Raw genomic sequence first — 26197 nt, 5'->3', positions numbered from 1 at the left:
CGCCCGGCGCTCCGCTCCCTTCACCCGAACGTGCTAATCCCTGGGACTAGGCCTCGTGGGCTCCCCGCCGCGCCCCCTACGCTCCCACCGTGGACAGGCATGACCGGGGAGGGGCGGCATGGAGGCGGTTGCCCCGCGGGCCCGTGCGTATGTCGCCTGTGCCGTCCTCGCCGCCCTGGCCTGTCTGCTGCCGCTGCCGCTGACGCGCACCTCCTGGTGGGCGGTCGCCCTGCTCACCGGGGTGTACGCCGGGTGCAGGCAGTTCGCCCGGCGCAGCCTTGTTGGGCCCTTCTACCCCGTACTGCTCGCGGCCGCCTTCCTGCTGCCGCCGTCCGCCGCCGCCGTCGTCGCGCTGCCGGGTGTGCTGCTCGCGCGCGCCGGGCGGCGGCCCGAGGGGCTGCGCCGGATCTGGCGGGCCGCGCAGCTCGCCCTCGCGGTGTGGACGGCCGCCCGGGTGCACGGGGCGCTCGGCGGCCCGGACGCCGTCGCCGGCTGTGACTTCCCCTACGTCCTCCTGCCCGCGGGCGCCGCCGTGCTCGCCTTCTGCCTGGTGCTGACGGCTCTGGACGGCGGGGTCCTCGCGCTGGCCGAGCACGTGCCGGCGCGGCGGGCGTGGCAGGGGCTGCTGGCCCGGTCGCTGGCGCCCGTCGCGGTGCACGGGCTCGCCGGGCTGATGATGGCCGTGCTGTGGGTCAGCCCCTACGGTCCCGTCGCCGCGCTGCTCGTCCTGCTGCCGATGTGCGTGTCCGGCTGGGTGTACGCCCAGTACCACCGCGAGCGGTCCGCGCACCGGGCCACCATCCGCGCGCTGGTGCAGGCCGTCGACATCAAGGACGGCTACACACGCGGGCACAGCGAGCGGGTGGGGCAGGCCTCCATGCTGATCGCGCGCGAGCTGGGCATGGACGACGAGCGGGTCGAGGTGCTGCGGTTCGCCGGCATCCTGCACGACGTGGGCAAGCTGGGCGTGCCCACCCGGCTGCTGCGCAAGGACGGGCCGCTGACCCCCGAGGAGCGGCGCGTGATCGAGCTGCACCCCGAGTACGGGCACGAGATGGTGCGCGGGATCTCCTTCCTCGGCGAGGCCCGCTCGGCGATCCTGCACCACCACGAGCGGCTCGACGGAGGGGGCTACCCATACGGGCTGACGGGCGGTCAGATCCCCGAGTGCGCACGGGTGGTGGCCGTCGCGGACGCCTTCGACGCGATGACGTCCACCCGGTCCTACCGGCGGGCCCGGCCGGTGGCCGCCGCGCTGGCGGAGCTGGAGCGCTGCGCGGGAACCCAGTTCGACCCGCGGATGGTCACGGCGCTGGTCCGGGCCCTGGACCGGTACGGCTGGCACCCGGCGGTCACCGCGCAGGACGGTACGCCCGTCGCCCCGCCCGCACCCTTCCGCGCCGTCCCCGGCACCTCCGGCCCGGCCTCGGCGGCTCCCGGCGGCGCGGACGGCCCGCCCGCCGTCCCTTCGGACGCGGCATCCGGCGGGGTGAGCGGGCCGGCGGTGCCGTACGCCACCGAGGACGGCGACCGCGGCGGCCGGCCGGAAGCCCGTCGATGAGCAGACCCCTCCTGCTGCTCCTCATCCGCGGCTCGGCGGTCCTGGTCGCCCTGCTGTCCCTCACCGTCACCCTGTGGACCGGCCTGGAGGAGCGCGGGGCCGCCCTCGCCTTCGGGGCGCTGGTCCTCGTCGGCGAGCTGACCCGGTGGACCGGGTCCGAGTCCCGGGAGGCCGCGCCGCTCGGCGCCGCAGGGGCGCTGTCGTACGCGCTGCTGGGCGCGGACGCGGGCCGGCCCAGTCACCACGGCGCCTGCCAGGTCGTCGCCGTGGTGCTCGCCGCCTGCCTCCTGGGCGGCGTGCCGCACATCGCGCGCGGGCGCGGGCCGACGCTCGACCACCTGGCGCGGCGGATCCTCACCGTCGCCTTCGCCGCCGTCTGCTTCCAACCCCTCTACGGCGAAGGGGTGTTCGAGGACTGGGTCGGTCCGGCGTACGCGCTGCTGCTGCTCGCGCTCCTGGTGCTCACCGCGCTGTGCGGCGCCGTGCTCGCCGCCGCGCAGGCGCACGGGCGCACCCGGTGGCCGTTCGGGCCGCTGCTGCGGGAGGAGCTGCGGGGCCTGCGCGGGATCGGTTCGGCGGTGTGCGCGACCGGCGCGGTGATGGCCCTCGCCGTCGCCGTGGCCGGGCTGTGGGCGCTGCCCGTGTTCTCGCTGCCGCTGCTGCTCACCCAGCTCTCCCTCGGGCGGTACGCGGCCGTGCGCAGGACCTACCGGCAGACCATCGCCTCCCTGGCCCGGGCCACCGAGGTGGCCGGGTACACCCCGGCCGGGCACGCCCGGCGGGTGGCCGCGCTCAGCCGGGCCGTGGGCCGGGACCTGGGCCTTGCCGAACCGGAGCTGACCGTCCTGGAGCACGCGGCCCTGATGCACGACATCGGGCAGCTCAGCCTGGTCGATCCGGTGCCCGCCGGGGCCACCGCGGGGCTGCCCGCCGAGGAGCAGCGGCGGATCGCGCTGCTCGGCGGGGCCGTGGTGCGGCAGACCGGGGTCGATGCCCGGGTCGCGGTGGTGGTGGAGCGGCAGGCCGACCCCTGCCGGGAGCAGCCGCTGTCCGCGCGGATCGTGCGGGCCGTCAACGCCTACGAGGAGAAGGTGCGCGACGCCGGGCCCGGCGGTCCGCTCAAGGCCCTGGAGGCGCTGCGGCTGGCGGGAGCCGGCGCGTACGCCCCCGAGGTGGTCGAGTCGCTGGGCCGGGTGCTGTCGCGGGACAGCCTGTCCCTGCCCGCCTGGGGTCTTTCGCTTGGCTCAGCCCGGCAGGATCCAAACGAGAGGTCCTTGGGGTAACCCATGGGTAATGAGCGTCCCTCCAGTCGTACGTGGTTGGATGCGAATGAGAGGGTGTCCGGGGGCAGAAGCCGGCCCACTCGACGGCACTGGCAGGCGGGAATCGTGAGGATCTTCGGCAAGGGACGGCACCGGCCCTCCGCCTCCTGGCGGCAGGCCACCGACCGGGCGTTCACGCTGATCGGCGACGGCCGGTACGAGGACGCGGGCGCGCTGCTGACACGCGCCGCCGATCTGGAGCCCTGGCTGGCCGAGTCCTGGTTCAACCTCGCCCTGCTGCACAAGTTCCGGCACGACTGGGAGCAGGCGAGGGCGGCGGGCCTCCGAGCCGTGGCCCTGCTGGAGAAGGAGAGCGGGGCGCCCGACTGGTGGAACGTCGGCATCGCCGCCACCGCCCTCCAGGACTGGCCGCTGGCCCGGCGGGCGTGGCAGGCGTACGGGCTGAAGGTGCCCGGAGGCGCGGCCGCCGCCGGGGAGCCGGTGGGCATGGAGCTGGGCAGCGCGGCCGTGCGGCTGTCGCCGGAGGGCGAGGCCGAGGTGGTCTGGGGCAGACGTCTTGATCCGGCCCGCATCGAGGTGCTGTCCATTCCGCTGCCCTCCTCGGGGCGGCGCTGGGGCGAGGTCGTGCTGCACGACGGCGTGCCCCACGGGGAACGGACCACCGCGGCGGGGCACACCTACCCGGTGTTCGACGAGATCGAGCTGTGGGCGCCCTCCCCGGTGCCGACCTGGGTGGTCCTGCTGGAGGCCGCGACCGAGGCCGACCGGGACGCGCTGGAGCAGCTCGCCGCCGACGCCGGTTTCGCCGCCGAGGACTGGTCGTCGTCCGTGCGGCTGCTGTGCCGGATGTGCTCGGAGTCGCGGATGCCGTCCGACGAGGGCGACGGCGTGCACCTCGACCCGCACGACCACAGCGAGCCGGGGCACCCCGGACCGCTCGGGCATCGCACCGACGGGCAGCTGTGGGTGCCGGAGCGTGAGTGCGGAGTGGCCGCTCCGGCGGCCCTGGTCCGCGGGCTGCTGGACGGGTGGGTGGCCGACAGCCCGGACTCGCGGGACTGGCGGGACCTGGAAGAGGTCTGTTGAGGACGCCGGTCCGCCCCGGGCCCGGGAGCGGGCCCGCCGTGGCCGGCCGGTCCTCCCGGCGGCGTCGCATACCGGACACTCGCGGGTCCGGCCGGGGGCGCGGGCCCCGTACCCTGTAGCAGGACTCACTCCCCGTTCTTGTCAGGAAGGCGTACGTCGGTCATGGCGCAGCAGGACACCGATCAGCAGCACGCGGGCGTGCTCCCCGTCGACGACGAGGGGTACGTCGTCGACTCGGCGGACGGCGAGGCGCGCGAGACGGCCTGGCGTGAGCGCGGCACCTCCCGGCCCATCACTGTCGTGGGGAACCCCGTGCTGCACAAGGAGTGCAGGGACGTCACGGACTTCGGCGAGGAGCTCCAGCAGCTCGTCGCCGACATGTTCGCCAGCCAGCACACCGCCGAGGGCGTGGGCCTGGCCGCCAACCAGATCGGCGTGGACCAGAAGGTCTTCGTCTACGACTGCCCGGACGACGAGGGCGTCCGGCACGTGGGGGTCGTCTGCAACCCCCGGCTGGTGGAGCTGCCCGCCGAGCGGCGCCGGCTGGACGACAGCAACGAGGGCTGCCTGTCCGTGCCCACGGCCTACGCGCCGCTCGCCCGCCCCGACTACGCCGAGGTCACAGGGCAGGACGAGCAGGGCAACCCGGTCAAGGTGCGGGGCACCGGCTACTTCGCGCGGTGCCTCCAGCACGAGACGGACCACCTCTACGGCTACCTCTACATCGACCGGCTCTCCAAGCGCGAGCGCAAGGACGCGCTGCGGCAGATGGCCGAGAACGAGCCGCGCTACCCCGTGGTCGCCAACGACTGAGCAACGACGGTTCCCTCGCAGCCCGTTGGGGCGCGAGGGACTCGCGCGCACGGCGCCCGACCGGAACGTCCGGTCGGGCGCCGTACTTGTGTCCGCCACCATTCGATCCCTTGTGCGCTTCTACTGATTGGTAATCAGTCACACAAGGGGAGATACACGGCATCCGGTGGTGGTCAAGGGAGCAAATCCATTCCCAGAACGGTCAGTTGTGGTGCTGAATGGGGGTGAGGGATACGCGACGGCGTGCGCCCGGCACGACAGAAGGGGTGTACGCCACCGGCGGCTGAGAGGGGTTTGTCCGTGCCAGCTTTCCCATACAGCACCACATCGACAACGACAGCGGTCCCAGTCCCACCATCGCTCGCACTTCCGGTGATCGAGGCCGAGTTCCCCAGGCAGTTGCACGAGTATTGGCCCCAACTCCAGGAGAAGACACGCGGCTGGCTGCTGGAAAAGCGGCTCATGCCGGCGGACAAGGTCGAGGAACACGCCGACAGCCTCTGCTACACCGACCTCATGGCGGGGTACTACATCGGCGCCCCCGACGAGGTGCTCCAGGCCATAGCGGACTTCAGCGCGTGGTTCTTCCTCTGGGACGACCGCCAGGACCGCGACGTCGTCCACGGCCGGCCCGCCGCCTGGGAGCGACTGTGCCGTGCGCTGCACACGGCCCTGGACTCCCCCCAGGACCACCTGCATCACCAGGACCCCCTGGTCGCGGGGTTCGCGGACAGCGTGCTGCGGTTCTACTCGTTCCCGTCGGCCCGGTGGAACGCCCGCTTCGCGCGGCACTTCCACGCCGTCATCGACGCGTACGACCGGGAGTTCCGCAACCGCACCGGGGACGTCGTGCCCACAGTCGAGGAATATCTCGCGCTGCGCCGGTTCACCTTCGCCCACTGGATCTGGACCGACCTGCTGGAACCGAGCGCCGGCTGTGAACTCCCGGACAGCGTCCGGAAGAATTCCGCGTACCGGCGTCCGGCACTGCTCAGTCAGGAATTCGCGGCCTGGTACAACGATCTGTGCTCCCTGCCCAAGGAATTGGCGGGCGACGAGGTGCACAATCTCGGAATCAGTCTCGTCAAACACGACGGACTGAGCCTGGAGGAGGCAATCGCGGACATGCGCGGGCGCATCGAGGAATGCGTATCCGGATTCCTGGCCGCGGAACAGGCGGGATTGACTTTCGCCGACGGCCTCGCGGACGGCACGGTGCGCGGAAAGGAACTGAGCGCCGCCGTACGGACCTGCATCGGCAATATGCGGAACTGGTTCAGTTCCGTCTACTGGTTCCACCACGAATCCGGCCGGTACAGGGTCGACAACTGGGAGGACCCGGCCACACCCCCGTACGTCGAAAGCGAAGGGGCAGGTGGGAAATGACCGCCGAATCAGTGCAGCCGGAAGCCCGGCAGGACGCTCCGGGACCGCACGAGCCACCGGTGGCCGGGGGCGGGGTGCCGCTTCTCGGCCACGGTCTGAGGCTGGTCCGCGATCCGCTGGCCTTCATGTCCCAGCTTCGCGACCACGGAGACGTCGTCCGGATCAGGCTCGGCCCGAAGACGGTGTACGCCGTCACCACGCCCGCCCTCACCGGGGCGCTGGCCCTCAGCCCCGACTACATCATCTCCGGCCCGCTGTGGGAGTCCCTGGAGGGCCTGGTCGGCAAGGAGGGAGTGGCCACCTCCAACGGCCCGCTGCACCGGCGCCAGCGCCGCACCATCCAGCCCGCCTTCCGGCTCGACGCGATCCCCGCCTACGGGCCGGTCATGGAGGAGGAGGCGCACGCGCTGACCGAGCGCTGGCAGCCCGGGGAGACCATCGACTGCGCCTCGGAGGCCTTCCGGATCGCCGTGCGCATCGCGGCCCGCTGCCTGCTGCGCGGCGCGTACATGGACGAGTGCGCCGACCGGTTGTGCGAGGCGCTGGCCACCGTCTTCCGCGGCATGTACCAGCGGATGGTGGTGCCGCTCGGACCTCTGTACCGGCTGCCGCTGCCGGCCAACCGCGCATTCAACCGCGCGCTCGCCGATCTGCATCTCCTCGTCGACGAGATCATCGCCGAACGCCGGGCGTCCGGTCGGAATCCGGACGATTTGCTGACGGCATTGCTGACGGCGAAGGACGACAATGGCGAGCCCATCGGGGAACAGGAGATCCACGACCAGGTGGTCGCGATACTCACCCCGGGCAGCGAAACGGTGGGCGCCACGATCATGTGGCTGCTCCGGGTGCTCGCGATACATCCGGAACACGGCGACCGGATCCGTGCGGAGGTCGAATCCGTGACCGGCGGCCGCCCCGTCGGATTCGACGACGTCCGCAGGCTCACGCACACCAACAATGTCATCGTGGAGACGATGCGTTTGCGTCCGGCCGTATGGGTATTGACGCGGCGGGCGGTGGCCGAAACCGAACTCGGTGGCTATCGCATTCCGGCCGGTGCGGACATCATCTACAGTCCGTACGCGGTCCAGCGTGACCGGCGCTCGTATCCGGACAATCTGGAGTTCGACCCCGATCGCTGGCTCCCCGAACGCGCCAAGGACTTACCGAAATATGCCATGAGCCCGTTCGGAGTGGGTAACCGGAAGTGCCCGAGTGACCATTTCTCGATGGCACTTCTCAGTCTCTTCACCGCCACGGTGGCGACGAGGTTCCGCTTCGAGGAGGTCCCCGGCTCGGACGGCACGCCACGGGTCGGCATCACCCTGCGCCCGCAGAAGATGATGGTGCGGCCGGTGCTCAGGTGACCTGAGCGGCGCGGCGCGCGTTCAGGCGGCCTGCGGGCCCCGGAACGCGCGCCGGTAGGCGTTCGGGGTGGTGTCCAGCGCGCGGACGAACTGGTGCCGCAGCGCCGACGCGGTCCCGAACCCCGTACGGTCCGCGATCGTGTCCATGGTCTCGTCCGTCGCCTCCAGCAACCGCTGTGCCAGCAACACGCGTTGGCGCAGGAGCCAGCGGTACGGAGTGGTGCCCGTCTCCTGCTGGAAGCGGCGGGCGAAGGTCCGCGGCGACATATGGGCGCGGGTGGCGAGCTGCTCGACGGTGACCTCCTGGTCCAGGTGCTCCTCCATCCAGACCAGCACCTCGCCGACCGTGTCGCAGGAGGACTTCGGCAGCGGCCGCTCGACGTACTGGGCCTGCCCGCCGTCGCGGTGCGGGGGCACCACCATCCGCCGGGCGATCCGGTTGGCCACCTCCGGGCCCTGTTCCTTGCGCACGATGTGCAGACAGGCGTCGATGCCGGAGGCGGTGCCGGCCGAGGTGATCACCGGGTCCGCGTCCACGTACAGCACGTCCGGCTCGACCATCGCCCGCGGGAAGCGCCGGGCCAGCTCGTCCGCGTGCCTCCAGTGCGCCGCGCAGCGCCGCCCGTCCAGCAGACCGGCGGCGCCCAGCACGAAGACGCCCGAGCAGACGCTGAGCACCCGCGCGCCCCGGTCCACCGCCCGGCGCAGCGCGTCGAGCAGCTCGGGCGGGTAGCCGCGGGAGGTGACGGCGTCGGCGGCCGGCACCGTGATCAGGTCGGCCTCCTCCAGCCGGTCCAGGCCGTGCGGGATCCGGAGGGTGAGGCCGGGGACATGGGTGCGCAGCTCCGGGCCCTCCGCGGAGACGACCGCGAAGTCGTACACCGGCAGCCCCTCGTCACTGCGGTCGAGTCCGAACACCTCGCAGATCACGCCGAGCTCGAAGGGGTGCACTCCGTCCAGCAGCACGGTGACCACGTTCTTCAGCATGGCTCCAGTGTGCCCCCGTGGTGGCAGGATTTTGAAGGTGTACGGCAGTCCTGCCACTCACGGTAAGGAGCTTCCGGCCCCACAGTGGTGTCCATGACTACGACACAGCTGCAAGGCCTGATCTCGATGGTCGCCGTCCTGGGACTCCTGGTCCTCATGGTCCTGCCGTCCGTGATCGGCATCGTCCACGACCGGCGTGCCGACCGCCAGATCCGTCAGGCCCAACAGGACCGGGAGGCCAGGGAGAACCGCGACGAGGCTCAGAAGTCCTCGTCCAGGTCGACGGTGCCCTCCACCGCCACCTGGTACGCCGACGGGCGCCGCTCGAAGAAGTTGGTCAGTTCCTGAACGCCCTGGAGCTCCATGAAGGAGAAGGGGTTCTCGGAGCCGTACACCGGAGCGAAGCCGAGGCGCGTCAGGCGCTGATCGGCGACGCACTCCAGGTACTGCCGCATCGACTCGGTGTTCATCCCCGGGAGGCCGTCACCGCACAGGTCGCGGGCGAACTGGAGCTCGGCCTCGACGGCCTCCCGCAGCATGTCGGTGACCTGCTGCTGGAGGTTGTCGTCGAAGAGCTCCGGCTCCTCCTTGCGCACGGTGTCCACCACGTCGAAGGCGAAGGACATGTGCATCGTCTCGTCCCGGAACACCCAGTTGGTGCCGGTGGCCAGACCGTGCAGCAGGCCGCGGCTGCGGAACCAGTAGACGTAGGCGAAGGCGCCGTAGAAGAACAGGCCCTCGATGCACGCGGCGAAGCAGATGAGGTTGAGCAGGAAGCGCCGGCGGTCCGCCTTCGTCTCCAGCCGGTCCAGCTTCTCCACCGAGTCCATCCACTTGAAGCAGAACTCGGCCTTCTCGCGGATGGAGGGGATGTTCTCCACCGCCGCGAAGGCGGCGGTGCGGTCCTCCGGGTCGGGGAGGTAGGTGTCCAGCAGCGTCAGATAGAACTGGACGTGCACGGCCTCCTCGAAGAGCTGGCGGGACAGGTACAGCCGCGCCTCGGGGGAGTTGATGTGCTTGTACAGCGTCAGCACCAGGTTGTTCGCCACGATCGAGTCACCCGTGGCGAAGAAGGCCACCAGCCGTCCGATCAGGTGCTGCTCGGACGGGCTCAGCTTGGCGAGGTCGGCGACGTCCGAGTGGAGGTCGACCTCCTCCACGGTCCAGGTGTTCTTGATGGCGTCCCGGTAGCGCTCGTAGAAGTCCGGATAGCGCATCGGACGGAGCGTCAGCTCGAAGCCGGGGTCGAGCAGGTTCTTGGTCTCGCTGGTCATTACTGGCAGGCCTCGCAGGACTCGGGGTTCTCAAGGGAGCAGGCGATCGCGTCGGCGTCCGGCGCCGCCTGCTGGACGGGGACGGTGGCGGCGGCCTGCGCCCGGGCGGCGCGCGCGATCCGGGTCGCCGGACGGGACCGCAGGTAGTACGTCGTCTTCAGCCCCTGCTTCCAGGCGTAGGCGTACATCGAGGAGAGCTTGCCGATGGTCGGCGTCTCCAGGAACAGGTTCAGGGACTGGGACTGGTCCAGGAACGCGGTGCGGGCGGCGGCCATGTCGATCAGGCCGCGCTGCGGGATCTCCCACGCCGTGCGGTACAGCCCGCGCACGTCCTCGGGGATCCAGGCGAAGTCCTGCACCGAGCCGTTGGCGTCGCGCAGCGCCTCGCGGGTGCGGGCGTCCCAGACGCCGAGCGCCTTCAGATCGTCCACCAGGTACGAGTTGACCTGGAGGAACTCCCCGGAGAGCGTCTCACGCTTGAAGAGGTTGGAGACCTGCGGCTCGATGCACTCGTACACGCCCGCGATCGAGGCGATGGTGGCGGTCGGGGCGATCGCGAGCAGCAGCGAGTTGCGCATGCCGACGGCGGCGATCCGCTCGCGCAGGGCCGCCCAGCGCTCCGGCCAGGTCAGCTCGACGTCGTAGTGGTCGGGGTGCAGCACGCCCTGGGCCGTACGGGTCTTCTCCCACGCGGGCAGCGGACCGTTGCGCTCGGCGAGGTCGGCGGACGCCTCGTACGCGGCGAGCATGATCCGCTCGGCGATACGGGTGGACAGGGCCTTCGCCTCCGGGGAGTCGAAGGGCAGGCGCAGCTTGAAGAACACGTCCTGCAGGCCCATGGCGCCCAGGCCCACCGGACGCCAGCGGGCGTTGGAGCGGCCCGCCTGCTCGGTCGGGTAGAAGTTGATGTCGACCACGCGGTCGAGGAAGGTGACCGCGGTGCGGACGGTCTCGTCCAGCCGCTCCCAGTCGATGTCTCCGCCGGCCACGAACGCGCCGAGGTTGACCGACCCCAGGTTGCACACCGCCGTCTCACCGTCGTCGGTGACCTCCAGGATCTCCGTGCAGAGGTTCGAGGAGTGGACCACGTGGCCCGGCTGCGCGGTTTGGTTCGCGGTGCGGTTGGCGGCGTCCTTGAAGGTCATCCAGCCGTTGCCGGTCTGCGCGAGGGTGCGCATCATGCGGCCGTACAGGTCGCGGGCCGGGATGGTCTTGCGCGCCAGGCCCCGCGCCTCCGCGGCCCGGTACGCGGCGTCGAACTCCTCGCCCCACAGGTCGGTCAGCTCCGGCACGTCCGCAGGGGAGAACAGCGACCACTGCCCGTCGGCGTTCACCCGGCGCATGAACTCGTCCGGGACCCAGTGCGCGAGGTTGAGGTTGTGCGTCCGGCGGGCGTCCTCACCGGTGTTGTCGCGCAGCTCCAGGAACTCCTCGATGTCCGAGTGCCAGGTCTCCAGGTAGACCGCGGCGGCGCCCTTGCGCCGGCCGCCCTGGTTCACGGCGGCGACCGAGGCGTCCAGGGTCTTCAGGAACGGCACGATGCCGTTGGAGTGCCCGTTGGTGCCGCGGATCAGCGAACCGCGGGAGCGGATGCGGGAGTAGGCGATGCCGATGCCGCCGGCGTGCTTGGACAGACGGGCGACCTGGAGGTAGCGCTCGTAGATGGAGTCCAGCTCGTCCTTGGGGGAGTCGAGCAGGTAGCAGGACGACATCTGCGGGTGGCGCGTGCCGGAGTTGAACAGCGTGGGGGAGGAGGGCAGGTAGTCGAGGCGGCTCATCAGCCCGTACAGCGCCTCGACCTCGTCGACGGACCGCGCGGTGTCGTCCTGCGCGAGACCGGCCGCGACCCGCAGCATGAAGTGCTGGGGCGTCTCGATCACCTTGCGGGTGATCGGGTGCCGCAGCAGGTACCGGCTGTGCAGGGTGCGCAGGCCGAAGTAGCCGAAGCGGTCGTCGGCGGCCCGGTCGATCATCGCGTCCAGGCGGTCGGCGTGGGCGCGGACGAACTCCGCGGTCCGGTCGGCGACGAGGCCCTCGCGGTGGCCCACGGCGACCGAGTCGGTGAAGGAGGCGACGCCCTGCGAGGCGGCCTCGGCGCGGACGGTGAGGGTCAGCAGCCTGGCCGCCAGCCGGGAGTAGGCGGGGTCCTCGGAGATGAGCCCGGCGGCCGCCTCCGTGGCCAGCTCGCGCAACTCGGCCTCGTCGGCCCGCGCCGACCGGCCGCGCAGGGCGGCGGCGGCGACCCGGCCGGGGTCGGCGTCGGGGAGGTCGGCGGTCAGCTCGGTCAGGGTCCGCAGCAGTACGGCACCTGGACCGTCGGTTTCCGTGGCTGCGACTGAAACCGGGTCGGCTGGCGCGATGGTCACGTGGAGCTCTCCCTCGCTCGGCACGGGGCCTCGCCGAGGGCAGGGGGCGGCACACGAGCGCACACGGCGCCGCGTCCACCGGCCCATTCCGCGAGACCCGGACGTCAGGGCACCCGGACCGGACGGCCGGGCGCGCTGTCGGCAGGTCCTCGGACTGACGCTCGTGGCGGGCCTTGGGGGCAAACGCGCACGAGTACACCGTTGCGGGACAGTTCCGGATTCGCACCGGATTCCCCTGCGGCGACATTGAGCACGAGCATACATCTTGTGCTGAGCGAGTCGGGCACCCCCATATGTTGTGCCGCGCCGACTCCGGAGCGTGTCAGAATGTCAACTCGTAGGTGAGCAGCATGATGTCGTCCAGCTCGGGGAGCGGGTTCCAGTCCCGGCCCGGTGTGCGGACGAAGCCCAGGCGCTCGTAGATGCGGTGGGCGGTGTGCATGGAGCTCTGGGTGGACAGCACCACGCGGACACAGCCCTCCACGGCCCGTGCCCGGTCCGTACAGGCCCGCACGAGGGCCTCGCCGACGCCCCTGCCGCGCGCCGCGTGCGCGACCGCGAGCATCCGTATCTCGGTCTCCCCGGGACCGGCGAGGTCGGCCATGGGGCCGGTGCCCGGGACGAAGGTCACCCCGCCGAGCACCTCCCCGTCCGCCACCGCGACCAGCACCTCGGCCGCGGCCGACCGCTTGGCCACGTCCCGCAGCTCGCCGAGATACCCGTCGCTCTCACCGAAGTCCAGGAGCCCGTCCCGGAGGTAGGCCTGGGCGGTGATCTCACCGAGGGTGCCGTACTCGCCGGGCTCGGCCGGCCGGATCACGAAGTCCATGCGCCCGAGTGTGCCGCACGGGCACGGCAGTGGGCCGCCGGATTCCGGCGGCCCACTGCCGTGCCCCCGGTCCTAGTACTGCAACGGTGTTTGTGCTGATTGCTGGCCAGTTTCAGGGGCTGTGTCCGCGGCGTGTGTAGTGACTGATGCGGGCTTGGTGTTGTCGTTTTCGGCGCCAGTGTGACCAGTGCAGGATGTGGTCGACGGATGCCGGGCGGCGGTCGGTGAGACGGGTTATCAGGCGTCGGATCTCGGCGAGGCTGAGGTGGATGAGCTGGGAGGATCCGTTTCTGCTTTCCCGGCATCGAGTGCGTGGGCGCGAAGGACGGTCAGGCAGGCGTGGGCGGCCATGGCCAGGGTCATGTGGCGGTGCCAGCCGGGATAACGCCGCACCTGGTAGTCGTCGAGGCCGCACTCCTGCTTGGCGGTCTGGAAGCATTCCTCGATGGCCCACCGGGTGCCCGCGATGCGGATGAGTTCGTCCAGGGTGGTGTCGGCTGGGCAGTAGGCGATGTAGTAGGAGATCTCTTGCGGGCGGCTGACGCTGCGGCGGGCAAGGACCCAGTGTCGGCGGTCTTCGCGGTGCCAGGGCCTGACCTCCACACGTGCCCAGTCGTAGATCCGCGGGCCGTGCGCCCCCTGGCCGCACGAGCGGCGCTTCCACTTCTGCCGCGGCAGGCCCGGGAACAGATCGTGGACGGGATGGTCGATCGCCCAGCGGGTGACGACGGTGTCGTGTCGGGTGGTGGCCATGACGTGGTAGACATCGGCCTGCTCCAACTCGGACCGCCAGCCCTTGCTGAAACCGTAGGCGGCATCCGCGGTCACCCACCGAAACGGGATCTTGTCGGTGATGGCGCGGCGGACCATCGCCTTGGCCATGGCCACCTTGGTCTCGAAGCCGACACTGTCGTCGACGCCGGCCCGGCGGCACCGCTCGCGGTCGTCCGTCCATGAGGTGGGCAGATACAGGCGGCGGTCGATCAGCGTCCTGCCGCCGGCAGCCGCGTAGGCGAGGAAGACACCGATCTGGCAGTTCTCCGTGCGCCCGGCGGTGCCGGAGTACTGCCGCTGCACTCCGGCCGAGCGCACCCCCTTCTTCAGGAAGCCGGTGTCGTCCACGATCAGGACGGCGTCCCGGTCACCGAGGTTGTCGACCACGTACTGACGCACGTCGTTGAGGACCTCATCGGCGTCCCAGTCGACTCGGTTCAGCATCCGGTGGATGCGGTCCGGGCCTGCGTGGCCGGCTTCCTCGGCCAAGGTCCAGCCGTTCTTCCGCTGCAGAGGAGCGATCAGTCCCCGCATATAGGCCAGTGCCGACTCCCTCGGCTCCGACCTGTTGAACCGATGCACGAACCGCTCATGCACAGCATTCAGCTCACTTGCCCACAGCCTGACATCAGCAAGGTCCCCACCCATAACCAGACCAACGACCAATCTGGCCAGCAGTCACGGCAAACACCGTTGCAGTACTAGGGCGTGTTTCGAAAGTGCCGTCTGCCCCGCGGCGCCTGGCACGCACGCTCGCTGCGTTGTCGGGATCGCCCACGTACACCCAGTACGAGGGCGACCCTCCGCCTTGCGATCGCACGCACCAGACGCCGCGGGGCCCGCCCTCCGGGCGAACGACGCCACCTTCGAAACACGCCCTAGTGCGGGGCCGCCGTCGTGGCCGGCGGGAGCTCCACCTCGACGTCCGGGTCGCCGGCGTCCGCCGTGTAGTCCTCCGGACGGGTCTCGTCCACGCCCTGGGGCGCGTTGACCGCCCGCAGCACGAACGTCAGGACCACCGAGACGGCCGCGTTGAGCACGAACGCCGTCAGCCCGATGTAGCCGATCTCACCGAGACCCGGGATCTCCTTCGCCGACCCGCCGAAGTGCTTCTGCGTCGGCGAGGCGACCCCGTAGGCGGCGACCGTGCCGTAGACCATGCCGACCGCCCAGCCCGCCAGCAGCGCCCAGCGGTGGAACCAGCGGGTGAACAGCCCGCCGACCAGGGCCGGGAAGGTCTGCAGGATCCAGATGCCGCCGAGGAGCTGGAAGTTGATGGCGACCGTCTTGTCCATGGTCAGGACGAAGACCAGCGCGCCCACCTTCACCAGGAGCGACACGATCTTGGAGACCCGGGTCTCCTCCCGCGGTGTCGCCTGCGGGCGGATGAAGTCCTTGTAGATGTTGCGGGTGAACAGGTTCGCGGCGGCGATCGACATGATGGCCGCCGGTACCAGCGCGCCGATGGCGATCGCCGCGAACGCCACGCCCGCGAACCAGTCCGGGAACATGTTCTCGAAGAGTTGCGGAATGGCCAGCTGGCCGTTCTTCACCTGCACGCCCGCCGCGATGGCCATGAAGCCCAGCAGGGCGAGCAGGCCCAGCATCAGCGAGTACAGCGGCAGGATCGTCGTGTTGCGGCGGATCACCTCGCGGCTGCGCGAGGACAGCGTCGCGGTGATCGAGTGCGGGTACATGAACAGCGCCAGCGCGGAGCCGAGCGCCAGCGTGGCGTACGTCCACTGGCCGGCCGCCGCCGGGACCAGCCCGCCCGAACCCGACTCGGTGAACTTCTGGCCCGCCTTGGCGAACACCTCGCCGAAGCCGCCCAGCTTGATCGGGATGTAGATGATGGCCACCGCGATCACGATGTAGATCAGGGTGTCCTTCACGAACGCGATCAGCGCGGGCGCGCGCAGCCCCGACGAGTAGGTGTACGCCGCCAGCACGCCGAAGGCGATCAGCAGCGGCAGGTCCTTCACGAACCAGTGGGTGCTGTCGCCGCCGCCGACGCCCATGACGTCCAGGACCGCCTGGATGCCGACCAGCTGGAGCGCGATGTACGGCATTGTCGCGAGGATGCCGGTGAGCGCCACCGCCAGCGACAGGCTCTTGGAGTCGAACCGGCCGCGGACGAAGTCCGAGGTGGTCACGTATCCGTGCCGGTGGGACACCGACCACAGCCGCGGCAGGAACGTGAAGATCAGCGGGTACACCAGGATCGTGTACGGCACCGCGAAGAAGCCGGCCGCTCCCGTCGCGTAGACGGCGGCCGGCACGGCCACGAAGGTGTAGGCGGTGTACAGGTCGCCGCCGAGCAGGAACCAGGTCACCCAGGTGCCGAACGACCGTCCTCCCAGGCCCCATTCGTCCAGGCTGTGCTCGTTCTCGGCCCGGCGCCAGCGCGCGGCCAGGAAGCCCATGACGGTGACGAGCAGGAAGAAGAAGACACAGACGCCGAGCGTGACGCCGTTGACCCCGTCCTTCACTTGACCGCACCCCCGTCCTCGGCCGTCGCGGCGGAGGCCGGCCCGGCGGCCCGGGGGGTCCCGGCGGTGCGCCGGTCACGCTGCCACAGCCGGTACGCGGTCATCGTCAGGACCGCGGAGACGAGTACCCACAGCATCTGGTACCAGTAGAAGAACGGGATCCCGGCGAGGGCCGGGTCCTTCCTCGCGTACGACCCCACCCACAGCAGCGCCACGAAGGGGGCGACGAGGCAGAGGGCGATGGCGACCCGTAAGGGCGTCACCACCGCTCTGGTGGCTTCCGGGGCATTCGACATGTGGCGACTCCGTCCCCTAGCTGATCACCGAGCGTCCGTGCGGTGCGCACGCAATGTAGATCACGGTGTCACAGGTGCGGAATCCCTCGTGCGCATGACGCCACGGACCGCCACGGGATTCTTACTCCGTCACAAGGCCCTTACTCCTGCGGGCGCTTGAGGCGGGCCACGAACTTGTAGCGGTCCCCGCGGTACACCGACCGCACCCACTCCACCGGACGGCCCTCGCGGTCCAGGGAGTGCCGGGAGAGCAGCAGCATCGGCAGGCCCACGTCGGTGCCGAGCAGGCCGGCCTCGCGCGGAGTGGCCAGCGAGGTCTCGATGGTCTCCTCGGCCTCGGCGAGATGGACGTCGTAGACCTCGGCGAGTGCGGTGTACAGGGAGGTGTACTTCACCAGGCTGCGCCGCAGCGCCGGGAAGCGCTTGGCCGACAGGTGGGTGGTCTCGATGGCCATGGGCTCGCCGTTGGCCATGCGCAGCCGCTCGATGCGCAGCACCCGCCCCCCGGCGGTGATGTCGAGCAGTTCGGCCAGGCGGTCGTCGGCGGTGACGTAGCCGACGTCCAGCAGCTGCGAGGTCGGCTCCAGGCCCTGCGCGCGCATGTCCTCGGTGTAGGAGGTCAGTTGCAGCGCCTGGGAGACCTTCGGCTTGGCGACGAAGGTGCCCTTGCCCTGGATGCGCTCCAGCCGGCCCTCGACGACGAGCTCCTGAAGCGCCTGCCGCACCGTGGTCCGCGAGGTGTCGAAGTCGGCCGCCAGGGTCCGCTCCGGCGGCACCGGAGTGCCCGGCGGCAGTGTCTGGGTGATGTCGAGCAGGTGCTTCTTCAGGCGGTAGTACTTGGGCACGCGCGCGGTACGGACGGTCGCCCCACCCTCGTTCTCCGCACTGCTGACGTCGGTGCTCATGCTCTGCCTTTCCGGCTCCTGTGCCGAGGCGGCCGACGTCCCGTCGGCCCCGGCTCACATCGTGGCACGGCTTCGCGTGCCGAGTGGTCACCCGTACGCTCCGTGATCTCCTCTGTATACCGTCGTGCCCCCGGATGGTCTAGTCCATAGCTCCGGCCTGGGCGGGTGGTCCACCTGGCCAGGCCCGTCCGGCGGTCGCGTACGGTCGCCACTGGTCCAGTGGAGCGCGGGCGTCCATTTTGCCGGACGAACAATGAAAGGTCCCTGCATATCGCGGTCCCGTAACGGACCGTCTGAGCGGGTCGGCGCACTCTTGACAGCCCTATTGGTCTGGGCCAAGCTCCCCCTACTGGTCTACACCATTGGTCCAGGTCCCGGCCCCACGGGCGGTTACGCCGACGCTCGGATGTCGCTCAACCGCGGGGAGGCAGGGGGGTTTGTGGCATCCCTGAGGAGGGTGGCGTGAAGCGCAAGCTGGTAGCCGCGATCGGTATCGCGGGCATGATGGTCTCCATCGCGGCGTGTGGGGGCGGCAAGGACGGCGGGAGCTCCAGCAAGGGCGGCGCCGACGCCAAGGAGCTGACCGTCTGGCTCACCGTGGACGCGCAGAACAACTGGCCCGAGCTGGTCAAGGCGGCCGACGACGCGGTGACGAAGAAGCACCCGGGTCTGAAGATCAAGCACGAGTACTACGGCTGGCCGGACAAGAACACCAAGCTCGATGCGGTCCTCGCCACCGACAAGGCCCCCGACGTGGTCGAGATGGGCAACACCGAGATGCTCGGGTACATGGTCAAGGGTGCCTTCGCCCCCGTCGACGCCGCCGACTTCACCGGATCCGACGCCTGGCTCGACGGCCTGAAGGCCTCGGTGACCTACGACGGCAAGACCTACGGCGTTCCCTACTACGCGGGCGGCCGGGTCGCCAACTGGCGCAAGGACGTCATCGCCGCAGCCGGCGTGAAGTCCGTTCCGAAGACCTACCAGGAGCTCACGGCCGACCTGGACAAGGTTCAGAAGAAGCAGGGTGACAAGTTCAACGCCTGGTACCAGCCCACGCGCGACTGGTACGCGGCCATGTCCTTCGTCTACGACGCCGGCGGCTCCATCGCCAAGGAGGAGGGCGGCCAGTGGAAGGCCGACCTCTCCTCGCCCGAGTCCCTCAAGGGCCTGAACGAGTTCAAGAACGTCGTCGACAAGTACATGCACGGCGACAAGACCAAGGACGAGTCCGACCGTTACATCGTCTACGGCCAGGGCAAGTCCGGCATGATCTTCGGCGCCGCCTGGGAAGGCGCGGCCGCGTCCGACCCGGAGCAGGACAAGACCGGCAAGCTCAAGGACAACAACGAGAACTTCGTGATGCCCGGCCCGTCCGGCAAGAACATGCCGGTCTTCCTCGGCGGCTCCGACCTCGCCGTCCCGGTGAAGTCCAAGGCACAGACGCTCGCAGCCGAGTGGATCAACGCGTTCACCGGCCCGTCCGGCCAGAAGGGCCTGATGGGCAAGGGCAACCTGCCCAACAACAAGACCGACCTCGCGACGCTGAAGGACGACCCCGCGACGGCGGTGCCGGCCACCGCGGCCGAGTCCAACTGGTTCGTCCCGATGGCACCGGGCTGGGGTCAGGTCGAGAAGGCCCAGGTGCTGCAGACCATGCTGCAGAACATCGGCACCGGCAAGAAGTCGGTCGAGGCGGCCGCCAAGGAGGCGGACGCCGCGATCGACAAGGTGATCAACACCAAGTGACAGGAACGCGGGGTCCTGCGACCGCAGCGGGGCCCTGCTTCCCGTACGACCGTGCGCCGGCCCGCGCACGGTCGTACGGGGCTTGGCCTTCGTACGACCTGAGGGACCGCTGAGGAGCGCGCGATGAGTGCCGCAGACACGACCACCCCTGCCAAGGTGCCGCCACCGCGGCAGGCACCGCCACCCGCCGTCCCCGACCGGCCACGGGGACAGCGCACCTCCGGCGGGGCCGCGACCCCGTGGCTGCTGCTCGCGCCCTGCCTGCTGGTGCTGACCCTGGTCATGGCGTACCCCCTGGCGCGTCTGGTCACGGTCTCCTTCCAGAAGTTCGGCCAGTCGGAGCTGTGGGGCTTCCGATCAGCCGAATGGGCGGGGTTCGCCAACTTCCGGAACGTGCTGGGCGACAGTGAGTTCTGGGCGGTCGTCCTGCGCACGATCGTCTTCGCCGCCGGCTGTGTGGTCCTCACCATGGTCGCCGGCATGGCGTTCGCGCTGCTGCTGCAGCGGGTGTCCGGCTGGGTGAAGGTGCTGATCAACATCGTGCTGGTGGCCAGCTGGGGCATGCCTGTCATCGTGGCCACCACCGTCTTCAAGTGGCTCTTCGACTCCGACTACGGCGTCCTCAACGCGCTGCTCAGCAGGCTGCCCGGCGTCGACATGGTCGGCCACAACTGGTTCGCAAGCGGGCCCGAGGGGCTGGCCGTGATCATGCTGCTGGTGGTGTGGGGCGCCGTGCCCTTCGTCACCATCACGCTCAGCGCGGGCCTGACCCAGGTGCCCAGCGAACTGGAGGAGGCCGCACGGCTGGACGGCGCGGGCGCCTGGGGCGTCTTCCGCCATGTCACCCTGCCGATCCTCAAGCCGGTCATCGTGATGCTCACGACCCTGTCGGTGATCTGGGACATGGGGGTCTTCCCGCAGGTGTTCGTGATGCGGGGCGGCCACCCCGAGGCGGAGTTCCAGGTCCTCAACACCTATTCCTACGACCGCGCGTTCGTGGTCAACGACTACGCGCAGGGTTCGGCGATCGCCTTGATCACCGTCTTGCTGCTGCTCGGCGTGGTCGCCGTGTACATGCGCCAGATGCTGAAGATCGGAGAAGTCGAATGAGCGGCACGAGTACCCTCGCATCTCCCCGCCGCCGGAGGGCGAGGCTCGGCTGGAACCTGCTCGGCCTGCTCGTCTTCGTCATCGTCGGCTTCCCCTTCTACTGGATGCTCAACACCGCGTTCAAGCCGTCCAGGGACGCCATCGACCCGGACCCGAGCCTGCTGCCCACTGGGCTCTCCCTCGCGAACTTCCGCCGGGCGCTGGACATCGCCGACTTCTGGGGCCCGGTCGGCCGCAGCCTGATCGTGTCGTTGTCGGTGGTGGCGATCGGCGTGGTCGTGGGCATGCTGGCCGCGCTCGCCATCTCCCGCTTCGCCTTCCGCGGACGCAAGGTCGTGATCGTGGGCATCCTGGCGGTGCAGATGGTGCCGCTGATCGCCATGATCATCCCGATCTTCCTGCTGCTGAACGACCTCGGGCAGTACGACAGGCTCACCGGGCTGATCATCACCTATCTGACCTTCATCCTCCCCTTCACCGTGTGGACGTTGCGCGGCTTCATCGTCAACATCCCCCGGGAGCTGGAGGAGGCCGCCATGGTCGACGGCTGCTCCCGCACCGGCGCCTTCATCCGGGTCGTCTTCCCGCTGCTGGCCCCCGGCCTGGTCGCCACCTCGGTCTACGGCTTCATCCAGGCCTGGAACGAGTACCTGTACGCCCTCATGCTGCTCAGCCAGGAGCACCAGACCGCGACGGTCTGGCTCGCCAACTTCACCACCAAGCACGGCACCGAATACGCCCCGATGATGGCCGGAGCCACGATGATGGCCATACCGATCGTCGTCCTGTTCCTGCTCGTCCAGCGCAAGATGGCCGCGGGCCTGACCGCGGGCGCCGTGAAGGGATAACGCCACCCGATGACGACAATCGCCAGCGGCACCGACACACTCACCCGCGACGCGCTGACCGTCCTCCAGCCCGGCTTCACCGGGACCACGGCCCCCGACTGGCTGCTCCGGCGCCTCGGTGAGGGGCTGTCCTCGGTCGGACTGTTCGGCCGGAACATCGCCTCGCCCGAACAGCTCGCCGCCCTCACCGCCCAGTTGCGCGCCGAACGCGAGGACGTCCTGGTCGCCGTCGACGAGGAGGGCGGCGACGTCACCCGTCTGGAGGTGCGCACCGGCTCCAGCTTCCCCGGCAACCACGCGCTGGGCGCGGTGGACGACGTGGAGCTGACCGAGGCCGTCGCGCGCGAACTCGGCCGGCGGCTGGCCGAGTGCGGGGTGAACCTCAACTGGGCGCCCTCCGCCGACGTCAACTCCAACCCCGGCAACCCGGTCATCGGCGTACGGTCCTTCGGCGCCTCCACCGGCCTGGCCGCCCGGCACACCGCCGCCTACGTCACCGGCCTCCAGTCCGCCGGGGTCGCCGCCTGTACCAAGCACTTCCCCGGGCACGGCGACACCGCCGTGGACTCGCACCACGCGATGCCCCGCATCGACGTGGGCGGCGACGTGCTCCAGGCGCGCGAACTGGCCCCGTTCCGCGCGGCGATCGCCGCCGGCAGCAAGGCCGTGATGAGCGCCCACATCCTGGTCCCGGCCCTGGACCCGGAGCTTCCGGCAACGTTGTCCCGCCGGGTGCTGACCGACCTGCTGCGCGGCGAACTCGGCTACGAGGGCCTGATCGTCACCGACGGCATGGAGATGCGGGCCATCGCGGACAACTACGGCATCCGGCGCGGCAGCGTCCTGGCCGTCGCCGCCGGTGCCGACGCGATCTGCGTGGGCGGCGGACTGGCCGACGACGAGACCGTGACCGGTCTGCGCGACACCCTGGTCGCCGCCGTCCGCTCCGGGGAACTGCCCGAGGAACGGCTGGCCGACGCGGCCGAACGGGTCCGCGCCCTGGCCCGCTGGACCGCCGCGGCCGGGAACCGGGCCGGGGCGCGGGACGCCGCCGACCCGGAGGTCGGACTGCGGGCGGCCCGGCGCGCGCTGCGCGTCACCGCCGCGGACGGCTTCACCCCGCTCACGGAGCCGCCCTACGTCGCCGCCTTCACCCCCGTCGCCAACATCGCCGTCGGTGACGAGACCCCGTGGGGCGTGGCCGCCGAGCTCGGCCGCCTCCTGCCGGGCACCCGGACAGGCAGCTTCGCCGGCGAGGACGCGGGCCGCGCGGCCCTCCAGGAGGCCGGCACCCGGCGTGTGGTGGCCGTCGTCCGCGACGAGCACCGCCACCCCTGGATGGCCGCGGCCCTGGACACCCTGCTCGCGGCCCGCCCGGACACGGTGATCATCGAAATGGGCGTCCCCCAGGCACCCCCGCGTGGCCCCCTCCACATCGCCACCCACGGCGCGGCCCGCGTCTGCGGCAGAGCGGCGGCGGAGATCCTGACGGGCGCGTGAACCGCCCACCGCCCACCGGCCTCTCGCCACGGCCGAGCCGCACGGCTGCCGACACGGTGACGCCGGCCACCCCCAGGGGGTGGCCGGCGTCAGGGTGGGCCGAAGGTCAGATGCCCTGCCAGTCCGGCTTGTTGACGTAGGTGTGGCGGAAGTAGTCGGCCAGCTTCAGCTTGGACGCGGCGGCCTCGTCGGCGACGACCGTGGCGTGCGGGTGGAGCTGGAGGGCCGAGGCGGGGCAGACGGCCGCCAGCGGGCCCTCGACGGTCGCCGCGACCGCGTCCGCCTTGCCCTCGCCCGTGGCCAGCAGCACCAGGTGCCGGGCCTCCAGGATCGTCCCGATGCCCTGCGTGATCACGTGGTGCGGCACCTGCTCGACGTCGCCGTCGAAGAAGCGCGCGTTGTCGGCGCGGGTCTGCTCGGTGAGCGTCTTGATCCGGGTGCGCGAGGCGAGCGACGAGCACGGCTCGTTGAACCCGATGTGCCCGTCCGTCCCGATCCCGAGCAGTTGCAGATCGACGCCGCCGGCCTCGGCGAGCGCCCGGTCGTAGGCCGCGCAGGCCGACCGGACGTCGTCGGCCGTGCCGTCGGGCCCGAGGAAGGCGTCCATCCCGATGCCGAGCGGCTCCAGCACCTCCCGGCGCAGCACCGAGCGGTAGGACTCGGGATGCTCGGCGGGCAGCCCCACGTACTCGTCGAGCTGGGCGATCCGCGCCCGCGAGAGGTCCGCCGCACCCGAGCGCACCTTGGCCGCCAGCGCCTGGTACACGGGCAGGGGAGTGGAGCCCGTGGCCACGCCGAGCAGGGCGTCGGGCTTGCGCCGGAGCAGCTGCGCCATCGCCTCGGCGATGAGTTCGCCGCCCGCTCTGGCGTCCGGAACGATGACAACTTCCACGCTGGGCCTGCCGATCTGAAGTGGATCTGAAGGGGACGGACCCGGTAACGGGGGTCGTGTGGTTTAGACCAATCCACGCCCAATCTAACAGAGTAGGGCCCCGCCGCGCCGTGCCCGTCCGTCCCCGTGCCCGAAGCCGCGGGGGCGGACGTCCGGGCCCGGATCGCGACCGGCGTACGACGGCGTGAGCCGGGGGAAGCCGAGGTACTCACGGAAATCGCCCCCGCCATCCGGCCCCACTGCCCAGCGGGGCGGGCTAGGCTGCGGGGGACACGCCGGATGATCCGGAAGTTCCGGCCGACCGGTCGTTCGGTGAAGAAAACACAACAACTACCGTCCCGCGCATGGACAGGGCAAGTGGTCTAGTCCAGAATGCTGCGGAGACGTCTCGAAGAGCGCACACGCGCGGCCCCGCCCGCGCACGACAGGTGAACGCACGAGCCTCCGCCTTCCCCGCACAGGAAGGCGGACCGAGGATCCGGAGCTCTCTGCCCTGACTGCCCCGGTTCCTCATCCTTCGGCCGACCGGGACCGCACGCCCGCGGCCGATGCTGCTCCGGGCTGCGGTGCCGGGAGGGTTGAGGGTCCCTCTCAGGCGCCGCGGCCCGCGGGTGTCTCCGGGGGCCCCGCGCCTTTGCGGCCTCCGCCGCCTCCGCTCGATTCGGGCCCGCACAAATGCACGGGTACGCTCGCAGACGTGCCCTCCATGAACGAACTCGTACGCCAGCACACCGCGCTCGACGACTCCGATCTCGAGTGGCTGCACATGCTGGTCTCGGAGTGGCAGCTGCTCTCCGACCTCTCCTTCGCCGACCTGGTTCTGTGGGTCCCCACCATGGACGGCACCCGGTACGTCTCGGTCGCCCAGATGCGCCCCAACACCGGTCCCACCTCGTACCAGAACGACATGGTCGGCCACCTCGTCCCGCGCGGCCGCCGCCCGATGCTGGACGCCGCGCTCGACGAGGGCCGGATCGTGCGGGAGGGCGACCCCGAGTGGCGCGAGGAGGTCCCGGTCCGCGTCGAGTCCATCCCGGTGCGGCGCCAGGGACGCGTCCTCGGCGTCATCGCGCGCAACACCAACCTGCTCACCGTGCGCACCCCGAGCCGGCTGGAGCTGACGTATCTGCAGAGCGCCTCGGACCTGGCGCAGATGATCGCGGCAGGCTCCTTCCCGTTCCCGGACCAGCAGGTCGACATGGACGCCTCGCCCCGGGTCGGCGACGGCCTGATCCGGCTGGACGCGGACGGCATCGTCCAGTACGCCTCGCCCAACGCGCTCTCCGCCTACCACCGCCTCGGCCTCGCCGCCGACCTCGTCGGCCACCACCTGGGCGAGACCACCGCCGAACTCGCCCCCTCCCGGGCCCCGGTGGACGAGGCGCTGGTGAAGCTGGCCAGCGGCTGGGCACCGCGGGAGTTCGAGATCGAGGCCCACGACGGGGTGATCCAGTTCCGGGCCATCCCGCTCAAACCCAAGGGCACACGCATAGGGTCGCTGGTGCTGCTCCGGGACGTGACGGAACTGCGCCGCCGCGAGCGAGAGTTGATCACCAAGGACGCGACGATCCGGGAGATCCACCACCGGGTCAAGAACAACCTCCAGACGGTGGCGGCGCTGCTCAGGCTGCAGGCCCGGCGCATCGAGTCGGAGCGTGGCCGCGAGGCCCTTGAGGAGGCGGTCCGCCGGGTCGGCTCGATCGCCATCGTGCACGAGACGCTGTCCCAGAACCTGGACGAGCGCGTGGAGTTCGACGAGATCGCCGACCGGGTGCTCGCGATGGTCGCCGAGATCTCCCCGGGCAAGGTGACCGGCCGGCGCAGCGGCCGTTTCGGGATCCTGGACGCGGAGGTCGCCACCCCGCTGTCCATGGTGCTGACCGAGGTCCTGCAGAACGCCCTGGAACACGGCTTCCGCGAGGGCGAGACGGGGACGGTGGAGGTCTCCGCGGTCCGCGGCGGCACCTCGCGCGAGGCCCGGCTGCTCGTCACCGTCCAGGACGACGGCGTGGGTCTGCCCGACGGCTTCGACCCGCACAGCTCGGGCAACCTCGGCCTGCAGATCGTACGGACCCTGGTCGAGGGGGAGTTGGGCGGCACCTTCGACATGGTGCCGGCCCCGGAGCGCGGCACCCGAGTGGTCCTCGACATTCCCGTGCAGACGCACAAGTAGCCCGCACGGCAGGAGCGTCGGTCCCCGCACAGCAAAGAGCCCCGGACCGAGGTCGGTCCGGGGCCAGTCGCTCGTTGCGTCCTGTGTGCGCATCGGGGGTACTGCGCGCTGCGGCTCGGGGGCGGGAGATGCGTACTCGTTGCACGCGCCGCCAAGCTCAGGCTGTCAGCGGGGTGGCTGTGGTCAGGCGGAGGCCTGACGAGCCCGGTTGCGGGCGGCGCGGCGCTTCATCGCGCGACGCTCGTCCTCGCTGAGACCACCCCAGACGCCGGAGTCCTGACCGGACTCGAGCGCCCACTGCAGGCACTGCTCCATAACCGGGCAGCGACGGCAGACGGCCTTGGCTTCCTCGATCTGCAGCAGCGCAGGACCGGTGTTGCCGATGGGGAAGAACAGCTCGGGGTCTTCCTCGCGGCAAACGGCGTTGTGACGCCAGTCCATGGCTGCTACCTCTCTTGGTATTACATGCGATTGCTTGTGAATGTGAACGCTTTCACGAATCCCTC

Annotated in this window: 22 protein-coding genes and 1 riboswitch; of the genes, 12 read left to right on the top strand and 10 right to left on the bottom strand. The window is 70.6% G+C overall.

All coding sequences use genetic code 11. The annotated features are described in order from the left end of the window. The first annotated feature begins 118 nt into the window (after positions 1-118). The 6 genes from CG719_RS09840 to CG719_RS09815 all read left to right on the top strand — a co-directional run bounded on the left by CG719_RS09840 (position 119) and on the right by CG719_RS09815 (position 7499). Complete coding sequence (locus CG719_RS09840; RefSeq protein ID WP_100568149.1) at positions 119-1561, top strand: HD-GYP domain-containing protein; 1443 nt, start codon at positions 119-121, stop codon at positions 1559-1561. Then, positions 1558-2844: an HD-GYP domain-containing protein gene (locus CG719_RS09835; RefSeq protein WP_100568148.1), complete on the top strand. Its 1287-nt coding sequence runs from the start codon at positions 1558-1560 to the stop codon at positions 2842-2844. The genes CG719_RS09840 and CG719_RS09835 overlap by 4 nt, the downstream gene beginning before the upstream one ends. 105 nt (positions 2845-2949) lie before the next feature. Continuing rightward, the gene (locus CG719_RS09830; protein ID WP_100568147.1) at positions 2950-3930 is read left to right on the top strand and encodes a tetratricopeptide repeat protein; all 981 of its coding nucleotides are present in this window, start codon (positions 2950-2952) and stop codon (positions 3928-3930) included. A gap of 162 nt (positions 3931-4092) precedes the next feature. Then, positions 4093-4743 (top strand): peptide deformylase, encoded by a 651-nt coding sequence (gene def / locus CG719_RS09825; protein WP_100568146.1) that lies wholly within the window; start codon positions 4093-4095, stop codon positions 4741-4743. 300 nt (positions 4744-5043) lie between these two features. Continuing rightward, entirely contained in the window at positions 5044-6129 is a 1086-nt protein-coding gene (cyc1, locus tag CG719_RS09820) for an epi-isozizaene synthase (protein WP_100568278.1), read from the top strand. Beyond that, a complete protein-coding gene (locus CG719_RS09815; protein ID WP_100568145.1) occupies positions 6126-7499 on the top strand; it encodes a bifunctional albaflavenone monooxygenase/terpene synthase in 1374 nt (457 codons plus the stop codon). The genes cyc1 and CG719_RS09815 overlap by 4 nt, the downstream gene beginning before the upstream one ends. A gap of 21 nt (positions 7500-7520) precedes the next feature. Here CG719_RS09815 and CG719_RS09810 read toward each other — a convergent pair whose 3' ends face one another. Next, positions 7521-8486 (bottom strand): helix-turn-helix domain-containing protein, encoded by a 966-nt coding sequence (locus CG719_RS09810; RefSeq protein ID WP_100568144.1) that lies wholly within the window; start codon positions 8484-8486, stop codon positions 7521-7523. A 93-nt stretch (positions 8487-8579) separates the two neighbouring features. Here CG719_RS09810 and CG719_RS09805 point away from each other — a divergent pair, with 93 nt between their 5' ends. Next, complete coding sequence (locus tag CG719_RS09805; RefSeq protein ID WP_100568277.1) at positions 8580-8834, top strand: hypothetical protein; 255 nt, start codon at positions 8580-8582, stop codon at positions 8832-8834. Here the strand turns inward: CG719_RS09805 and CG719_RS09800 are convergent. From CG719_RS09800 to CG719_RS09765, 7 genes are all read right to left on the bottom strand, one after another. After that, the gene (locus CG719_RS09800; protein WP_199836577.1) at positions 8747-9760 is read right to left on the bottom strand and encodes a ribonucleotide-diphosphate reductase subunit beta; all 1014 of its coding nucleotides are present in this window, start codon (positions 9758-9760) and stop codon (positions 8747-8749) included. The genes CG719_RS09805 and CG719_RS09800 overlap by 88 nt on opposite strands. Beyond that, positions 9760-12126 (bottom strand): ribonucleoside-diphosphate reductase subunit alpha, encoded by a 2367-nt coding sequence (locus CG719_RS09795; protein ID WP_100568142.1) that lies wholly within the window; start codon positions 12124-12126, stop codon positions 9760-9762. Before CG719_RS09795 ends, CG719_RS09800 begins: the two co-directional genes overlap by 1 nt. Before the next feature lie 123 nt (positions 12127-12249). Continuing rightward, positions 12250-12386, bottom strand: a riboswitch (cobalamin riboswitch). Positions 12387-12448: 62 nt separating this feature from the next. Continuing rightward, positions 12449-12955 (bottom strand): GNAT family N-acetyltransferase, encoded by a 507-nt coding sequence (locus tag CG719_RS09790; protein ID WP_100568141.1) that lies wholly within the window; start codon positions 12953-12955, stop codon positions 12449-12451. A 237-nt stretch (positions 12956-13192) separates the two neighbouring features. Continuing rightward, complete coding sequence (locus tag CG719_RS09785; RefSeq protein ID WP_100568140.1) at positions 13193-14377, bottom strand: IS701 family transposase; 1185 nt, start codon at positions 14375-14377, stop codon at positions 13193-13195. 230 nt (positions 14378-14607) lie between these two features. Continuing rightward, positions 14608-16218, bottom strand: coding sequence for a monocarboxylate uptake permease MctP (gene mctP / locus CG719_RS09775; protein WP_100568139.1), 1611 nt, complete (start codon positions 16216-16218; stop codon positions 14608-14610). Next, the gene (locus tag CG719_RS09770) at positions 16215-16514 is read right to left on the bottom strand and encodes a DUF3311 domain-containing protein (RefSeq protein ID WP_199836576.1); all 300 of its coding nucleotides are present in this window, start codon (positions 16512-16514) and stop codon (positions 16215-16217) included. The genes mctP and CG719_RS09770 overlap by 4 nt, the downstream gene beginning before the upstream one ends. Positions 16515-16654: 140 nt before the next feature. Beyond that, positions 16655-17419, bottom strand: a complete 765-nt coding sequence (locus CG719_RS09765) for a GntR family transcriptional regulator (protein ID WP_100568138.1) — start codon at positions 17417-17419, stop codon at positions 16655-16657. Between the two features lie 462 nt (positions 17420-17881). Here CG719_RS09765 and CG719_RS09760 point away from each other — a divergent pair, with 462 nt between their 5' ends. The 4 genes from CG719_RS09760 to CG719_RS09745 all read left to right on the top strand — a co-directional run bounded on the left by CG719_RS09760 (position 17882) and on the right by CG719_RS09745 (position 22626). Beyond that, complete coding sequence (locus tag CG719_RS09760; RefSeq protein ID WP_100568137.1) at positions 17882-19168, top strand: extracellular solute-binding protein; 1287 nt, start codon at positions 17882-17884, stop codon at positions 19166-19168. A 123-nt stretch (positions 19169-19291) separates the two neighbouring features. Next, positions 19292-20278 (top strand): carbohydrate ABC transporter permease, encoded by a 987-nt coding sequence (locus CG719_RS09755; protein ID WP_100568136.1) that lies wholly within the window; start codon positions 19292-19294, stop codon positions 20276-20278. Then, positions 20275-21126: a carbohydrate ABC transporter permease gene (locus CG719_RS09750; protein WP_100568135.1), complete on the top strand. Its 852-nt coding sequence runs from the start codon at positions 20275-20277 to the stop codon at positions 21124-21126. The genes CG719_RS09755 and CG719_RS09750 overlap by 4 nt, the downstream gene beginning before the upstream one ends. 9 nt (positions 21127-21135) lie before the next feature. After that, on the top strand, positions 21136-22626 hold the full coding sequence (locus tag CG719_RS09745; RefSeq protein WP_100568134.1) for a glycoside hydrolase family 3 protein: 1491 nt from the start codon (positions 21136-21138) through the stop codon (positions 22624-22626). Between the two features lie 106 nt (positions 22627-22732). Here the strand turns inward: CG719_RS09745 and nagB are convergent, their stop codons facing one another. Next, positions 22733-23518, bottom strand: coding sequence for a glucosamine-6-phosphate deaminase (gene nagB, locus CG719_RS09740; RefSeq protein ID WP_100568133.1), 786 nt, complete (start codon positions 23516-23518; stop codon positions 22733-22735). Between the two features lie 706 nt (positions 23519-24224). Here nagB and CG719_RS09735 point away from each other — a divergent pair. Next, entirely contained in the window at positions 24225-25691 is a 1467-nt protein-coding gene (locus CG719_RS09735; RefSeq protein WP_100568132.1) for a sensor histidine kinase, read from the top strand. A gap of 183 nt (positions 25692-25874) precedes the next feature. On the opposite strand, the gene CG719_RS09730 is transcribed toward CG719_RS09735, so the two are convergent. Further along, positions 25875-26132 (bottom strand): WhiB family transcriptional regulator, encoded by a 258-nt coding sequence (locus CG719_RS09730; protein ID WP_016639615.1) that lies wholly within the window; start codon positions 26130-26132, stop codon positions 25875-25877. Positions 26133-26197: the final 65 nt, after the last annotated feature.

This window comes from Streptomyces sp. CB01373 (genome assembly GCF_002803075.1).
In the GTDB taxonomy this organism is placed as follows: Bacteria; Actinomycetota; Actinomycetes; order Streptomycetales; family Streptomycetaceae; genus Streptomyces.
This window is presented reverse-complemented; position numbering and strand designations above follow the sequence as displayed.

Excerpts from the sequence above, each read along its gene's own strand:
- CG719_RS09835 (WP_100568148.1), top strand. The coding sequence starts at position 1,558 with ATGAGCAGACCCCTCCTGCTGCTCCTCATCCGCGGCTCGGCGGTCCTG.
- CG719_RS09750 (WP_100568135.1), top strand. The coding sequence starts at position 20,275 with ATGAGCGGCACGAGTACCCTCGCATCTCCCCGCCGCCGGAGGGCGAGG.
- CG719_RS09730 (WP_016639615.1), bottom strand. The coding sequence starts at position 26,132 with ATGGACTGGCGTCACAACGCCGTTTGCCGCGAGGAAGACCCCGAGCTG.
- CG719_RS09800 (WP_199836577.1), bottom strand. The coding sequence starts at position 9,760 with ATGACCAGCGAGACCAAGAACCTGCTCGACCCCGGCTTCGAGCTGACG.
- CG719_RS09805 (WP_100568277.1), top strand. The coding sequence starts at position 8,580 with ATGACTACGACACAGCTGCAAGGCCTGATCTCGATGGTCGCCGTCCTG.
- CG719_RS09745 (WP_100568134.1), top strand. The coding sequence starts at position 21,136 with ATGACGACAATCGCCAGCGGCACCGACACACTCACCCGCGACGCGCTG.
- CG719_RS09770 (WP_199836576.1), bottom strand. The coding sequence starts at position 16,514 with ATGTCGAATGCCCCGGAAGCCACCAGAGCGGTGGTGACGCCCTTACGG.
- CG719_RS09790 (WP_100568141.1), bottom strand. The coding sequence starts at position 12,955 with ATGGACTTCGTGATCCGGCCGGCCGAGCCCGGCGAGTACGGCACCCTC.
- CG719_RS09735 (WP_100568132.1), top strand. The coding sequence starts at position 24,225 with ATGAACGAACTCGTACGCCAGCACACCGCGCTCGACGACTCCGATCTC.
- CG719_RS09815 (WP_100568145.1), top strand. The coding sequence starts at position 6,126 with ATGACCGCCGAATCAGTGCAGCCGGAAGCCCGGCAGGACGCTCCGGGA.
- CG719_RS09840 (WP_100568149.1), top strand. The coding sequence starts at position 119 with ATGGAGGCGGTTGCCCCGCGGGCCCGTGCGTATGTCGCCTGTGCCGTC.
- CG719_RS09765 (WP_100568138.1), bottom strand. The coding sequence starts at position 17,419 with ATGAGCACCGACGTCAGCAGTGCGGAGAACGAGGGTGGGGCGACCGTC.
- CG719_RS09810 (WP_100568144.1), bottom strand. The coding sequence starts at position 8,486 with ATGCTGAAGAACGTGGTCACCGTGCTGCTGGACGGAGTGCACCCCTTC.
- CG719_RS09755 (WP_100568136.1), top strand. The coding sequence starts at position 19,292 with ATGAGTGCCGCAGACACGACCACCCCTGCCAAGGTGCCGCCACCGCGG.
- def (WP_100568146.1), top strand. The coding sequence starts at position 4,093 with ATGGCGCAGCAGGACACCGATCAGCAGCACGCGGGCGTGCTCCCCGTC.
- CG719_RS09785 (WP_100568140.1), bottom strand. The coding sequence starts at position 14,377 with ATGGGTGGGGACCTTGCTGATGTCAGGCTGTGGGCAAGTGAGCTGAAT.